Raw genomic sequence first — 15,668 nt, 5'->3', positions numbered from 1 at the left:
ATGAATTAGAGAGATTCTGGTAACATACGGTTTGCCTTATTTATTTTTTTCTTCAAAAGCAGTTACAATATCATCAATGACATATTCGTCGGCAAGCGGTGACATTCCCAGATTGAACCATTCCTTGCCACCCACCATGTAAACATGGTTCTGCTTAACTGCTTTCAGATTTTTCCATAACGATGACGATAACATATCTTCAAATTTCTTTTTAATTTCCGGATTAGTATCATCATCCAGCTGAACGATCAGATGATCTGCGTCGTATTCAGGCAGTACTTCCAAGGATACGGACATGGCGGTTTGATCTTTCGGGAAATTAGGAAGTGGTTTCATTCCCAATCGTTTGTGGACAAAGTTTCCTCGGTCAAGGTTCTCCCCATGAAGTACGATTTCTTTTTCCATTACTCTAATGTAGAGAACAGTCTCTTCACCAATCAGCTTATGCAATCTGTCAGCAGCTATCTTCTCCTTAGCGACCAAATCCTGAATAACCTTTTCTGCCTGCTCTTCTTTATCCAGAATTTTGGCCATATCCCGCAGTTCATCACGCCAATCATCACGCTGTGGTAAAAGTACGGTAGGTGCAATCAGCGTAAGCTGATCATAGTCCTTTTTGGACCACCAGTCAGGAGCGATGATTAAATCCGGAGCTGCCTCCATGAGGGCTTCAAAATTAGGTGTTCTTCCGATTCCCATTTTCATCGTGTTTGTGAACGGTTCCTGTAAGTAAGAAGGAAACTCCTCATGATAGTTCTGAACAGCAATGGGTACGATCCCAAGTGAATATAAAAATTCTGGATATACCACAGACAGACCCACTATTTTTTGTGGGTTTATCGGGATTTCAATCTCTCCCATTTCCGTGTCCACTTTCTTCACCTGACTTGCTTCTGTCGCTGAAGAATTGGTGGTACCCGCTTCTTGTCCTTCACTCGTGGACGCTTCTTTACCTGCTGCCCCGCAAGCCGAAATAACGAACATTAACATCATTCCACATATGACGGTTAACCATCTGAATCTCATTCTGTATGTACCCCCTATAATATATGACAATGTCTAATCAATAATAATTATCATTATCACTACGATATAGGAGTAGTATAATCAAATATGTTCAGGCATGATATTGACTATTCAGACTTTTTGCCATGGACGATCTTGCCATAACTTTAATATTTCATCCAACATAAGCTCATGGGTAAACGCCGTGTAGTCCAGCAGGACGCTCGACAAAAGGACATCTATTACGCCATTCTGTATCGCTAACAGCTCAAGCCACTCTTCAGACTTACGCACAACAGACCATGTCAGCCTGGATGTCTCATCATCACCCACAATCAGTAATATTCTTTCAATGTTAAGAACAGACAACTCCTTAATGCTCACTGTTCCCCGTTCCCAATAAGTTTCAATTCCCTCGGGACCATCCATTTGCATATCAATGTAAAAAACGGAAGCAATGCTCCTTGGGCCTAACACTTGCAACTCTTCGCCATAAAATTTGAGTACAACTAGCTTGTCTTTTCGTATGGAATCCACAAGCTGATTCTTTATGACCGTTACTTTCTCTTCATATCTTTGAAGCCATACCTCTGCAATATTAGACCTGTCCAAAAAACTTGCAACAACTCTCAAATGCTCTCTCCAATCTCCTTTTTCCCACGGGAGGTCACACACAGGAGCAATGGATTGAAGCTGACTTTGCAAAACCTCAGACTCCGTCCCAACCGTAATAATATAGTCAGGCTTAACTAATCGAAGCTGTTCCAGCCAGGTGGTCTCACTCCCAGCAAGTGGCATAACTTTGTCCGTTTCATATTTACGTCTATAATAATATGTCCATGGATGAGTTGCCGGCGCGGCACATGGAATGATCTGCAATGCAAGCAGTATACCAATGCTCAGGGAATGAACCGCTGCAATTTTTTGTTTGCTATTACGTATAAACGCTGCCGGTGGAACGCCGGAGATTTGCTTGAATTTACGCCGGAAATACGTCTCATCCTGGTACCCCACGTACGATGCCACATCCTTGAGTCGATAGCTGTGATCATTTCTCATTAAGATCTGGGCTTGTTTCATTCGATATAGCGTTAAATAGTCGACTGGACTGTAGCCATACCTTTTCTTGAATAAACGCATGAAGTGTCGAGGGCTCATTCGTGCCACATTTGCTAATTCCTCAATAGTTAATCTCTTGGAATAATTCTGCTCCATGTAGGCTTTAACATGCTCAATCGGTGAAGCCGGATCCGTCTTTTCTGCACAGGCCACGTCGTAAAACAGGGTATACAGCAGTTCCTGAAAACGAATCTGACCATAGTACCTTTGCAAGCCATCCTTCTTCATTGTGTGGTGGTAAATCATCTGACAGATCACGCCAACGGCAATGGGAGAATATGAGCTGACCTCGCCATTCACTTCATTACGTAAAAGTTGCTTCATCATATCAAGGGCTGTTCCACCCTCCTGCTCCAGTGCGTACATGACATCAAAACTCATGTGATACACGCCTCGTTCATCCAACGAAAGCACATTTGCCTCAATCAACTGCCCTGGAAAACCTATGTACAGTCCGCCTGCTTTCAATTCAATGAAAGTCCCATCTATCTTTAACCAACCTTGGCCACTCGCTACAAATAATAACATGTAAGTTTCAATAAAGTGTTTCCTCAGAAGCCACTCCGTCGCAGGACCAGTCGTATAATTCACCTGAATGAGCCTAAAATTCATATGATCCAGGTGATCAAAATGTTTTGAGTCTATTTCGTTGTTGTCCATCTGCATTGATCTCCCTCCAGACTTAAACGATTATGCTGATTTCATTCTCTAAAACATAACATACCACACGAACTAAAGATAAAAAAAACACTCCGGCTATCCTCTAACCTGTCTTCAATAAATAAAATGCACTTATTATTGAGGATCAGGCTAAAGAACGCCAGAGTATTATACGTTCATATGCGCTCAGACACTTTAAAGACGTCTGACGGTCTTATTACAAAAATCTGTATTGAGCTTCTATTAATCCATTATAGACGCCTTGTTTTTGGATAAGCTGCTCATGGTTGCCCTCTTCTTTAATTTCACCATGATCCAGGACAATAATGTTATCTGCATTCCGGATGGTGGAGAGACGGTGAGCGACCATAAAGGACGTTCTTCCCTGCAACAATACCTTCAGTGCTTCCTGGATTTTAAGCTCTGTCTCGGTATCAATGCTGGCAGTAGCTTCATCCAGAATCAATATGCGAGGATCGGCAAGCAGCGCACGGGCAAAGGATAACAATTGCCGTTGTCCCATGGATAATACGTTCCCTCGTTCTTCCACTTCGGTATCATATCCGCCAGGCAGCTTCATAATGAACTCATGCGCATTGACTGCTTTGGCGGCCTCTTCCACTTCTTCATTCGTTGCATCCAATCGTCCAAATCGAATATTGTCACGAATCGTACCCGAGAAGATGAAGGTATCCTGCAAGACAATACTGATCTGGCTGCGTAAACTCTCTACCGTTACATCCCGCACATCCTGTCCGTCAATGGTGAGACGTCCACCGGATATATCATAGAAACGACTGATCAGGTTGATGATCGTACTTTTACCTGAACCGGTATGACCAACGAGTGCAATTGATTGTCCCGCAGCCGCAGAGAAGCTGATTCCTTTCAGCGCCTGTCTGCCCTTCTCGTATTCGAACACCACGTTTTCGAATGCGATATCTCCTTTAATAGAAGGAAGTGGCTTGGCACCTGGTTTATCCGCAATACTTGGCTTTTCATCCATGAACTCGAAGATACGCTCCGATGAAGCCATGGCAACCAGGAGTTGATTGTACATCTGTCCCAGACGGTTGATCGGGTCCCAGAAGTTGCCGACATAGTTGGCAAAAGCGACAAGTAAACCTACGGTCAACTGACCATCCTGAATCAGATAGGCACCAAACCAGAAGAGGATTAATGTCCCGAAGCCGCCGGTAATCTCGATCAGTGGTCCGAAGCCCTGGTTCATCGCTGATGCTTTGTCCCATGACTTTTTGCTAGACAGATTCATGTTGTCAAAATACTTCATGTTCTCTTTTTCCTGTGTATACGCCTGAGTCACTCGAATCCCTTGAATGGATTCATTCAAGTGAGAGTTAATCCGGGAATTCTTCATGCGCACATCTTGCCAGGCACGACGGATCAGCACCCGCAGTTTGGTCGAGATGATAAACATGATCGGCACCGTAATAATTACGGCAAGACCCAGTTTCCAGTTAATCAACAGCAAGATCACAATGATGCCGAGCAGCTGCACGCAGTCGATCATGACGTTAACTGCACCGTTAGTGAACAGATCCTGAAGGGAGTTAATATCATTCGTAACACGAACCAGTACGGAACCTGCTGGTCTTTTGTCAAAAAAGTTAAAGGACAGCTTCTGGATATGCTTGAACAGATCCGAGCGAAGATCGTAGATAACGCGCTGTCCAATAATGTTGGTCAATTTGATCCGGTACGTATTGGCTGCCCATTGAATGAGATACAACACGAATATGGAGCCTGCGATCAGATAAAGCATCGTCATACTTGGCAGCCCCGTTGCCGGTGCGATGGCCCGGTCAATCGCCAGACTGATGAGAAAAGGTACGGATAATTTCGTAATGGTACCGAGAATCATCATTAGAATAACGAGTGGCAACAGTTGTTTTGCATAAGGTTTCATGTATGCAAACAAACGTCCGAATTCTTTCCAGTTAAACGGTTTTTCAATAATTTCATCATCCTGATACACAAATCGTTCATTCAGTTTCTTCTCGGAGGCCCCTTTGGCCTCGCGCCTGTCTGCTATCGTCTCGGCACTCATGAATTCACCTGCTCCCCAGCCTCCCGCTTACCGCGGGCAATATAATCTGCGTATTGAATTTTATAAACATCCTGGTATGGTCCAGGTACTTCAATAAGTTCGGTATGTTTGCCACGTTGTACCACGCGACCTTCATCCAGCACCAGAATCTCATCTGCATGTCGTAGTGAAGATATCCGGTGTGCAATAATAAATGTAGTTCTACCGCGCATGACTTCCTGGAAACCGGATTGAATCTCATGTTCCGTCTCCATATCCACGGCGCTGGTTGCATCATCGAGTACCAGGATTTTCGGATTTTTCAGCAAAGCCCTTGCGATCGCAATCCGCTGTTTCTGTCCACCCGATAGTCCCATACCGCGTTCACCAACCACCGTGTCATATCCGTCCGGGAACTCCATAATGAAGTCATGAGCCTTGGCCAGCTTGGCTGCGCGGATAATCTCATCCATGGTGACATTCTTAAGTCCGTAGGAAATATTATTGCGAATGCTGGATGAGAACAGGAAGGTTTCCTGGAAAACAGAAGCGATCTGACTCCGCAAACTGCGAATGCCTATATCTTTGATGTTTTTGCCATCCAGCTTGATCGTACCCGAGTTGACGTTATATGCACGCATCAGAAGCTGAATGATGGTTGATTTACCTGACCCTGTGCCCCCGAGGAAACCGATTACAGAACCGGGTGCAGCATCAAAATTAATATCGGTTACCGCTGGCATTTTGTTGCCGTAGGCAAAGGTAACGGATTCAAATGTCACATGACCATTCACTTGGTCTGCTTCCACAATGACCGGATCTTGTGTTTCTTCCACATCCACTGGCGTGTTAAGCAGTTCGAGCACCCGTTCACCTGAAGCTTTCGATTGCGTATAGTTGTTGATATGGAACCCCAGATTCCACATTGGACCGATTATGTACCAGATCAAACTGAAAAAGGCAACGAGTTCACCAAGTGTCAGCGTATTCTGTATAACCATTCTTCCACCGATTACCAGCAACAGCACGATGCTCACCGAAGCAAGAATCTCCATGATCGGAAAATAGTGACTCCACAATGTTGCGGCATGAATCTGATTCGTCTTGTAACGCTCATTGCGTGTGGAGAACTTCTCCACTTCATAAGGCTCACGTGCAAAGGATTTTACCGTACGCACGCCAGTAATATTCTCCTGTACCGCTGTCGTCAGTGAACTGAGCGCCAGCCGCATCTCCTGAAACGCAGGGTGAATTTTGGATTCGAATCTCAGCGCAACGAAGGCAAGTAATGGGATGCATATGAGCGTGAACAGTGTAAGCTGCCAACTCATGGTCATCATCATGATTGCGCCGAATACGACCATCAATACCATGTTGAGAATCTGGGCGAAACCAAATCCGATAAAGTTACGGATGGCTTCCAAATCTCCCGTGAGGCGGGACATCAGATCACCTGTCTTGGCCGTATCATAATAACGGAAGGATAAAAATTGAAGCTTTTCATAACATGCGTTACGAAGTCTGTACGCCAGGAAGTTACCCAAGCGTCCTCCAAAAAAGCCATGTAAAAACTGCATTCCTGCTTTTAAAATCACTACACCTAACACAGTCAAGGCAATTATGGGAACGTCTTCAAAAGTGCGCGGAACAATAACATCATCAATCAGTATCCTCAGCATGTACGGATACACCAACCCAAGTGCGGTCGCTAAGGCGAGGAACAAGATTGATACAAATAAATACGTTCGCTTTTCCCAAAAAAAGATTTGCAGTTGCCTAAGAACATCCATGTTTCTCCTCCTCTTATGTCGTTCAAAAATACTATGAACATTTATGAAGTTTATCACCGTACCCCATTCGCGGCAAAGCGAATAACAGACCATATTCTGCCTGCTTTCAGCTTATTGACGCATTAATGAAGGTAAATACCCACCTTTCAATCAAATGTTTGAATATTCTCTTTATTTCAGGTTGTTCGCACCAAAAAAAGGCTCCCTATATGCCTTTTCGGCAGGGGCCTTTTTAGGTTGATTTTCGCAACATTTTCAATGTGTTGCTGTATCATTCATTTTGTTTTACAAAGACTTCCAGAGAATACGCGTTATGCCACGATTTTAACGGTGTTCAATCTGTTCCAATTGCACAGACAAGCTGGTCCATTGCTCCGCCGGAATTCCGCTCTCCAGTGTATCTTGAATTCCGCTCACCGCCTCGTCCAGACGTTCTTCCAACTGACGGGATTGGTGTTGCAATGACTGACTGAGCTGGTTGTCATAAAACTGTATCAGTTTGTCTTGCGCGGCAGGAAGAACTTCAATGATCATCTGTTTGAGAACAGGATCAAGTGCCTCCTGTAACCGCTGACGCCCATCCCCTTCGAAGAACTGTTTCGGATTGCGGAAATAATTCAAATAGCTTTTCCATCCAGACGGTTCTTCCAAACGGACTTCTTCAAGCACAGGTGTACTCCAGCGTTCGTTCAGTGGCAGTGACACATCCACCCCACCTGATAACTGTCTGACGTCATCTATACAATCTGTAACTTGTTTTGTCAGCCAAGTCTGACCTGTCTGTTCAAGTCTGAGGGTGGTCGCAAGCAGTTCCTGCTCCAGTTCAATGGCAATCATGCGCAACAGTTCACGTCCACAGGCTGCAAAAGCCGTCTTCAGATTGCCCCGATCCTCCCGAAGTACGGATGGATGGAATGCTTCTGCCATGAATAGGCCAAGGCGATAGGCAAGTCGCTGCCTCACATGGAAGAGCAGTTCTGCTGTTTCCTGTGACAGTTCTTCCTTCATGGATCGTGCTGCAAGTTGCTGGATGCGCAGGCGTGATTGTCCCTGGATCGTCTCCAGTTCATTCCGCCGCTGCTGCAAAGCTTCCTCTCCCTGAGCCGCATCCTCCGCGCGTTTCTTCAGCCGCTGAATGACACGTGCCATCTCTTCGGAAGCACCGCCTACGGCAAGATCGGCTAATTCTCTGCCTGCAAACTGGTTGAACTCTTCCTCAAAACGAATAAATCCGGATTGCTCAAGCAGCTTTGAATCACCTGCCATCTTGCCTTCCATCGCCAATATGCTGGATACTGGGAAGAGTCGTGGTGCCCGAATTCCATTACTGCGCAGTTGGGTGCTCACATGATCGAGAACCTGCTCCAGTTCTTCTTCAGAGGAAGACAGGTCGCTGGCATTCACGACAAAGAACATCTGATCCATGGCAGAACTATCCTTAACACGTCCCAACTGATTCAGGAACTGCCGATCGCCTTGTGAGAAAGCATGGTTGTAATACGTCACAAAAATGAGTGCATCCGCATTCTTCATATAATTGAAGGTTACACCCGTATGACGAGCATTGACGGAATCCGCTCCTGGTGTGTCGACCAGTACAATGCCCTGTTCCGTTACATCGCAACTGTAGTAGAGATCGATACTGTCTACGAAGCAGGACTTCTTCTCGTTTGCGACAAAATTACGGTAACCCTCCAGATCCACCAGTACATCCTGGCCCAACTGGTTCGCTGTTTCTTCCCAGCCGGCTGCTGCCGCCTGCAAAAAGCTGTAATGCGGGCGCCCCGCCGGATGCACATCCTGTGGCGAGACGGAACGTACTCGCTTCTGCCACTCGGTTCCAGGCTCACCCAGTCCAAGCAAACGGAAGGAATAGGCGAGGTCTTCATGGAAGGCGTCCCGGGTCTTCATACGGACCCGGGCTGTTCCATGCTCCGCGCCCCCGGCAGGAGCCATGATCCGGTTAATCGCCGCTGTTGTTGGATGCGGCGAGACGGGTAGTACAGCTTCGCCCAGCAACGCGTTGGCGAAGGAGGATTTGCCGGCGCTGAACGCTCCGAACAGCGCGAGTGTGAACGTGCCGCCCGCAAGCGAAGCCGCGCGTGCACGCAGATCCCGTACCGCCGACCCCATGGCGGGGTACGGCTCTACCAGCGCAGCAGCGGCTTCAAGCCGTGCCGCTGCTGCGTCCAGGCGTCGGCGGCGTTCAGCGCCAGCCGCCGCCGTTGGCCCTGGCACCGCCGCCGCGACTGCGCGCTGCGCTGGCGGTGCCTCTGGCGTCTGTGGCTGCGCAGCCACAGACGCTGACGTGCCCGCATGCGGACCGGGAGCTTCGCCCGGTCCAGGCACCGCGGGCACGTGCGGGCCCTTCACCTCCGGTAATAGCCCGGAGGGGAGGGGGCCCGCATCAGGCAGCAGGCTGCGCAGCCCTGCTGCCTCTGCGGCGGCGCTGCGCTGGAGCGCCGTGTAGCGCGCCGCCGCCGCGGATTGCGCCAGCAGCGCTGCGCGGCTGGCGTCCAGCGCCTGGAGCGCGGCTTCGCCTCGCGTACCCAGCGCTTCAAGCATGCGGTCGGCCAGCATCATGGCCGACCTGCGATAGCGGGCCTCAATCTCGCCCCGCACATCTTTGCTGAATTGAATTACATACTCGGGAGATACCTCTGCACTGGCACTGCGTTTCATCTCCAATAGTGCTTCATCCACAGCAGGAAGCTCCATATTGAGCGCCTGCTCCCACTCCGCTCCCCATATCTGATGGGATTCACCCAGCTGCCTAAGCATCGTACGAATATGTACTTCCACTTGTCCGGAAGCCTGATCCTGTAATAGACGCACCAGTTCAGAAGCACGGCGTTGTTTCTCCTGCTCGGTTTTGCCGCCTGAGAACAATAAGCCAACCCTGAAACCCGGTTTTCGGCTCTCCAAATAGGCAGCAGCCGACGCGCGAATATCCGCAGGAGTAAGATTTGCATTCGCCAGAAGAGGCTCAAGCTCTGCCCGGAATTTCTCACGCACTCGCGAAGGCCCGGTACGAATGTCTTCTGCTTGTTGATCGAGAAGCTCCAGCTCCCGTTCCAAGCGTTCAATTCCTTCCTTACCACCGATCTCATCCAGCAGAGATTGTTCTTCATCCTCACGTTTCTCCACTTCTCTCGTCAGGTGCTGCTCCGTTACATGACTGGCCGAACTTGCCAAACTGTGTGTAATTAACGCTTCCTTCTCTTGCATCATGTGTCCAATAAGTTCCGGCAGCATATCCCACTGGTTGTAGCGATGCTCCTTGTCGCGGAGGGAAGTAAACAGCAGTCCGTCATATCTAACTTCCCAGGCTGCAAATATAGCTTCGACCCCTTCGGTATATTGTTCAAAAGAAAGCTCACGTTCCCGATGCTTGTCGATCTGGTTCACGATCAAAAACAAGGGTTTGCCCCAATCCGACAAACTTTTGGCAAATGAAAGGTTCGTCTCGGACTGGACATGATTATAGTCCATGACATAGAAGACCACATCCGCCAGATGGAGCGCGGAATGGGTCGCAAGACTGTGCCCACGATCTGTAGAATCCACACCGGGTGTATCCAACAGAACAGCATCATCTTTCAGCAAGGGAATATCATCCCATACCTCAATGGAGCTGTACGCTCCCCCATTTTTGCAATACGCCTCCAATTCCTCTGGAGAAACTTCAAGTGTTCCTGCTCCATTGTCAGCGCTTACGTTTGGCGTAGTATAAATCAGCGCTCTCGGCTTACCATTACGTATGGATACCACATTCGCACTTGTTGGCACGGGACTCGAAGGCAGCACCCGCTTACCGCACAAACTGTTGATGAGACTCGATTTGCCTGCAGAGAAATGACCACAGAACGCAATCGTCAGATGTTTCGTTTCTGCCTTGCTGATTAAATCCGTTAAAGCCTGTACAGCCGCATGGTCCCCTGTCTGCTCCATCGCTTCACGCAGCGGAAGCAGAGGTTTGGCCATTTCTTTTGGGTAATCTGTTCTGGTCATGACTGGCCTTCCCCCTGGCTCCTCTAATTTGACATCCGTTTCGATGTCTATCTCTTTTACAACATTTATTTTAACATTATCAAGTTTGAATTTGAACGATTGAATGGAATATACCTGAACTATCCTATATATACAAAATGCAAATATAAGAAAAACGTTGATCAACGTATTTTCACAGAAGACAGAACGCGTTTAGTGATTGCTATTCTTGCAATTACCGAATTGTTCAGGTGCGCTGTGAACATATAAATCTATAAAAAAATAAAACCGAACAAGTCGGTTTTATCTGTCAGACGTTCTATACTCAGTATTTAGCATACTGCTTACTCTTTAATACAACAGAACCCAATTGTGTAATCACTACTTAGGAAACTGCGTTCTCCATGGAAGGAAGCAAGATTTCAAATACTTGTCCATGTTGAAGAATTGTAATGTCTCTGCCTTTGTCTCTCATAACCACAACTTCTGGTTTAACGGACATACGCTCCAGGTAATGTTCAGGCACGTCGCCAGAATGGCTTACTGTGATGCCTTCTACTTCTTTTTCTTCATTCTCAGCCATTTCCTGTTCAACGATTTGTTCAAAAATATCGGAGAAGGCCTCAAAATTGTCAGTGTACACGGAAATGCATTTCATGATTATTCATCCTTTTCTGCTCATTAATTTATTTTTCGTTTTCGGGTGGTGACACGTTCCTTATCTTTCCTGATTTGGGACGTTTTCATACGTTTTTTCCCTTCCCTGCATATGTCCAGCAATGGACAGATATGACACGCAGGGTTCTGTGCCTTGCAATGGTAGCGTCCAAAAAATATAAATCGGTGGTGAGTTAAAGTCCACTCATCCCGAGGTACGCGCTTCATTAGTTTCTTTTCGACTTCAAGTACGGAGTCATCCCAACCTGCAAGCGCCAGCCGCTTGGATACACGTTCAACATGAGTATCTACCGCAATTGCCGGTACACCAAACGCATTGGAAACAACTACATTCGCGGTTTTCCGCCCGACACCTGGTAGTGTCACAAGCTGATCATGTTCCTGCGGTACATCACCGCCATACTGATCTATTAGAATTCGGCACATGTTCTGAATATGCTTGGCCTTGTTCCGGTACAGACCGATTCGCCGAATATCCTGTTCCAGCTCTTCGAGAGGAACCGCCAAATAATCTGCTGGGCTTTTGTACTTCTGGAACAAATCTGCGGTTACCTTGTTCACCGTTTCATCGGTGCACTGGGCAGACAAAAGGACAGCTACCGTCAATTCAAATGCATTGCTGTGATTTAATTCGCAATGTGCATCAGGAAACATTGCTTCCATCGTTTCGAGTATATGCCTAACCGTCGCTGCATTCATGAAGAGCTACCTCCCACAAAATGACTCCACTCTGCGGAGCCTTACTTCGAAGCTTCATCCGAATACTTTGCGGGGACCTCAAAAAGCTTGCAAAAAAAACGTCTTGATGCGGGAAAGATCCCGTATCAAGACGGTCATTCTTTTGATCCTCGAAAAGAAACGATTACTGTTTTTGAATCTCCATAATCACATTGTTCAGGAGATACAATACAATATTATCATTATCTCTGAGAGATTGCACGCTTAAAGTATTGTCACCCTGGTGAACAAATACACTTGATCCGAGTGCAAAACGATAGTTTGTGTCTGCTGTCGTTTCCCGTTTAACCAAAATCTGATTACCCACACCATCATAAGACCAGAATTGTTTGCTCATGACAGTCAGCACTCTGAAGCGTATTGAATTATCCGTATCTTTTGTCATTTCAACACGATCACCGACCGTAAGACTAGTCAGCGAAGTTAACGTAGAGCCAGATTTTACGACTTTAACAGAACCGCTAACAGGCACGGTTTCAGTCTGGCCGTTAAACTGCTTGAGCGTTACGGATGAAGCATCCACTGCTGTAACCTCAGCCAGCGTACGCTTCACGACTTGAACCGCTTTTGGCGTAGCTCCTTCAAACGTTACATTAATCAGGTTGCCTGCTGTCAGCTGTGAAGGCGTGATCGTCTGACCACTCTCTCCTGTCAGTACCGCTTGATCCACGTAAAACTGACTTGTCAACAGATCGGATTTTACTCGAATACGACTATTTGCTTCCAAGGCAACCACTTCGAATTGAGCCACAGTGTTCAGTGCAATCTTCTGCACTACATCCTGATTTGCTCCAAGTGTTATGGTAACTTTGTCACCAATCTTCAGATCTCCCAGACTTGCACCGGATTTGTTATACATCTCGACTGTAGGAACCGTAGAATAAGGCACTGTAATCGTCTGATTACCGGACAACAAACTGATTTTCTTGCCAGAAGTATCAATGTTGCTGATTGTACCTTCATACTTGTAAATCACTTTAACGGACAATGCACGTGTTCCCACATATGTCAGATCCAATTTTCGACCATCGTTTAAGAGTGACTCCAGACCAGCCAGTGTAGGTTTGGTCGTATTATAATCCAGCTTGGTTTTCTCATCCAATGTAAATACAAACGGTTTTTTGTTGTTGTCCAGCACGGTAAGTACCTTTGTTTTACTATTGTAAGACACAACTGTTACCCCGTTCATAGGTTCCATTTGGCGTCCAATGACCTGAATACGCGTTACCTGGTCATCAGCGTTTAATGTGAGCTCCACCTGATCCCCGTTCGTAGCATCCGTGATGAGATCATTCAGCGTTGCATCCTGAATGCCATTGATAATGACTTCCGGCTTTTCAGTCAGCAGTTTCGCCTCCAGTGAACCTCCTTCACGTTTGAACGTTAACGTGGATTGGTTACCACCGATCTCAACCAGTGTTCCGCGCACAGATTGCTCCACACCTTGAGTTAATACGATCGTTTGCAGAACACTGTCCTTAACGGTGTATTTTACGGCACTGCCGGCTTTCAGATCAGCCACTGACAGGATACGGTTCTGATATGTGATAAGCAGATTGTCATTGTAAGCAAACTGTTCGGTAGCACCCGCTGCATTGACAAGTTTAATGGTTTTGCCAGAAGAAGATACTTCAGCAACTACGCCATTGTCACTCTTGTTCACAATGCCGGATTTCACACGGATTGCGACTGTTTTTTTGTCAGCCGAGAACGTCTCGCGCTGTACTTCGATGACACTATCTGCCGTAATATCAGACAGTTTGATTGCATTACCATTCTGATCGATGAATGCCGTTGCTTCATCATAACTGTACGTTTCGTAATTCTCGCCCACAAAGATACCAATCTTATTGCCAGACAATGAACGTGCAAATGTACCTTCAACGCTTTCCACCTGTGGTGTAGCATCAACGACTTCCACATAGGAAGCCCCGCCAGCCGAACCCATAACCATAACTTTCGTGTATAGTTTCACATCTGTGGATGAAGCACGCGTCTCACTGTCTTTCGTAAAGTAAGGCGTACTGCTGTTCACTGCGAAGTTAACGGCTTTGCCGTCCACAACCAGCGTGATCTGCCCATCTTTCAATCCAGTCACATAACCCGTGGAAGTGTTCGGATACTTCGTATCCGTTAACGATTCGCCACGACTGAAGAAGGTAGCGAGTTGAGCACGGGTTACGGAACCAGTTGGATTGAATTTGTTACCTTCCACACCTTTGGCCAGATCCAGGCTAACAGCCAGATTGACATAACCTTTACCACTTTCAGAGATATCTGCATTATCAGCAAATCCGGTAGATTGATTGTTTTGCGCCTTTGCTTCAGCATCCTTGTCCAATGAGCGGATTAACAATTTCGTAATCCATTCCCGTGAAGCCGGCTTTTGCCCCCATGATGTCTTGGATACATCCACAGTAGATTCTTCCGTCTTGTCAATCAGTCCCAGTTGAAGTGCCAGCGCGACATATGGCTTGAAATAATTTCCCACTTCCATGTTTGTCGGTAATGCCGCAGCCGTGTCGTTATTCAACTGGCCCTCTTGATTCATAAAACGGATTGCCATCGTTACAGCTTCTTGCTGTGTTACCGCGTCTCCTGGACGGAACAGGCCGTTGTTACCGAGAAGAATGCCTTGATATGCCAGTTTGTACACATGTTTCTCAGCCCAGTATCCGACCTTGATGTCACTGAACAAACCAGTTGGTGCAGCCGTATTCGTTATTGCAGCTGTCTGACCCTGCCCCGTTTCTGTTGATTCTGCTGCCATGGCAGCTCCGCCGGCGCTAAGGGCCATCATGCCTGCAAGCACGGCTGATACTACTTTTTTAGAGTGTGATGGATTGTTATATTTAAAAGTCACCTATGATTCCCCTCTCTCATGTAAAACGACCCATATTCCGTGGATTCACGGTACAACAGCCTGCTGTACAGCCTATTCGGATCTTGTCATTGGATGTTCAAGATCCACATGGCCCATCAGACTCTCAGTCTGCTGACCATCCACCAGTAAATCAAGTGATTTTACTTCATCAAACTGGAAGAACGTTTGTTTCAGAGCATCCATGGCAAAGACTTCTCCACCTGCTCCAAGACGTGCCGTATCTGGCATATGAATATCCAGGGTAAGAGCTCCATCCTTGAACTGAACAGATTTCAATTCAATTTCTTTAGACCACAGTGGAACAAGTTTATTGTCTTTGCTCTGTTGCAGTGATTCAAAGGCAGCCTTATATTTGGCATCATCCGATGCGTATGAAATCTCTGCCGAAGCTTTGTGCAACTCCAGTTCTTCTTCATCCGTATAGAATACAGTGATCGTTTTCTTTTCATTACTTTCGGAAGTTGTTGGCGTGTCCGTAGACGTTTCGCTTGGCGGAGTAGTTGTAGTCGTTCCCTCCGAACTGCCTTCCGTGGATTCTGTTGGTGTTGTGTTCTCTTCTGGTTCAGCAGTTACCGGTTCGGTAATTGTTTCGCCTTCAACCTCGGTCACATTGTTTTGCGTTCCTGCGCCTTGCGTCTGATTCGGAGCAGCTGTTGGCTTGCTTCCACATCCAGCAGCAACTGCCATAACCGTTACCAGCAAGGCTGCAATCCATATTTTCTTGTTCATTCTAACTCCGCCTCCTCAACATAAGGGC

The 15,668-nt window shown here is 46.9% G+C and carries 9 protein-coding genes; all 9 read right to left on the bottom strand.

Features of this window, described 5'->3' with window-relative positions:
- Window positions 1-36: 36 nt before the first annotated feature.
- Window positions 37-1,026 carry an ABC transporter substrate-binding protein gene (locus MKY73_RS11040; RefSeq protein ID WP_339307394.1) on the bottom strand — a complete coding sequence of 330 codons (990 nt, stop codon included), beginning with the start codon at window positions 1,024-1,026 and terminating at the stop codon, window positions 37-39.
- Window positions 1,027-1,137: 111 nt separating this feature from the next.
- Window positions 1,138-2,784: an AraC family transcriptional regulator gene (locus MKY73_RS11035; protein WP_339307392.1), complete on the bottom strand. Its 1,647-nt coding sequence runs from the start codon at window positions 2,782-2,784 to the stop codon at window positions 1,138-1,140.
- A 217-nt stretch (window positions 2,785-3,001) separates the two neighbouring features.
- Window positions 3,002-4,852 carry an ABC transporter ATP-binding protein gene (locus tag MKY73_RS11030; RefSeq protein ID WP_339235068.1) on the bottom strand — a complete coding sequence of 617 codons (1,851 nt, stop codon included), beginning with the start codon at window positions 4,850-4,852 and terminating at the stop codon, window positions 3,002-3,004.
- A complete protein-coding gene (locus MKY73_RS11025; RefSeq protein WP_339307390.1) occupies window positions 4,849-6,621 on the bottom strand; it encodes an ABC transporter ATP-binding protein in 1,773 nt (590 codons plus the stop codon). Before MKY73_RS11025 ends, MKY73_RS11030 begins: the two co-directional genes overlap by 4 nt.
- Before the next feature lie 324 nt (window positions 6,622-6,945).
- Window positions 6,946-10,632 carry a dynamin family protein gene (locus tag MKY73_RS11020; RefSeq protein WP_339307388.1) on the bottom strand — a complete coding sequence of 1,229 codons (3,687 nt, stop codon included), beginning with the start codon at window positions 10,630-10,632 and terminating at the stop codon, window positions 6,946-6,948.
- A 364-nt stretch (window positions 10,633-10,996) separates the two neighbouring features.
- A complete protein-coding gene (locus MKY73_RS11015) occupies window positions 10,997-11,269 on the bottom strand; it encodes a hypothetical protein (protein WP_017687779.1) in 273 nt (90 codons plus the stop codon).
- 23 nt (window positions 11,270-11,292) lie between these two features.
- Window positions 11,293-11,988, bottom strand: a complete 696-nt coding sequence (gene nth / locus MKY73_RS11010; protein WP_339307386.1) for an endonuclease III — start codon at window positions 11,986-11,988, stop codon at window positions 11,293-11,295.
- Window positions 11,989-12,151: 163 nt separating this feature from the next.
- Window positions 12,152-14,890, bottom strand: coding sequence for an S-layer homology domain-containing protein (locus MKY73_RS11005; protein WP_339307384.1), 2,739 nt, complete (start codon window positions 14,888-14,890; stop codon window positions 12,152-12,154).
- Window positions 14,891-14,962: 72 nt separating this feature from the next.
- Complete coding sequence (locus tag MKY73_RS11000; protein ID WP_339307383.1) at window positions 14,963-15,640, bottom strand: GerMN domain-containing protein; 678 nt, start codon at window positions 15,638-15,640, stop codon at window positions 14,963-14,965.
- Window positions 15,641-15,668 lie beyond the last annotated feature (28 nt).

The organism is Paenibacillus sp. FSL R5-0519 (assembly GCF_037974275.1).
GTDB lineage: Bacteria > Bacillota > Bacilli > Paenibacillales > Paenibacillaceae > Paenibacillus.
This window is presented reverse-complemented; position numbering and strand designations above follow the sequence as displayed.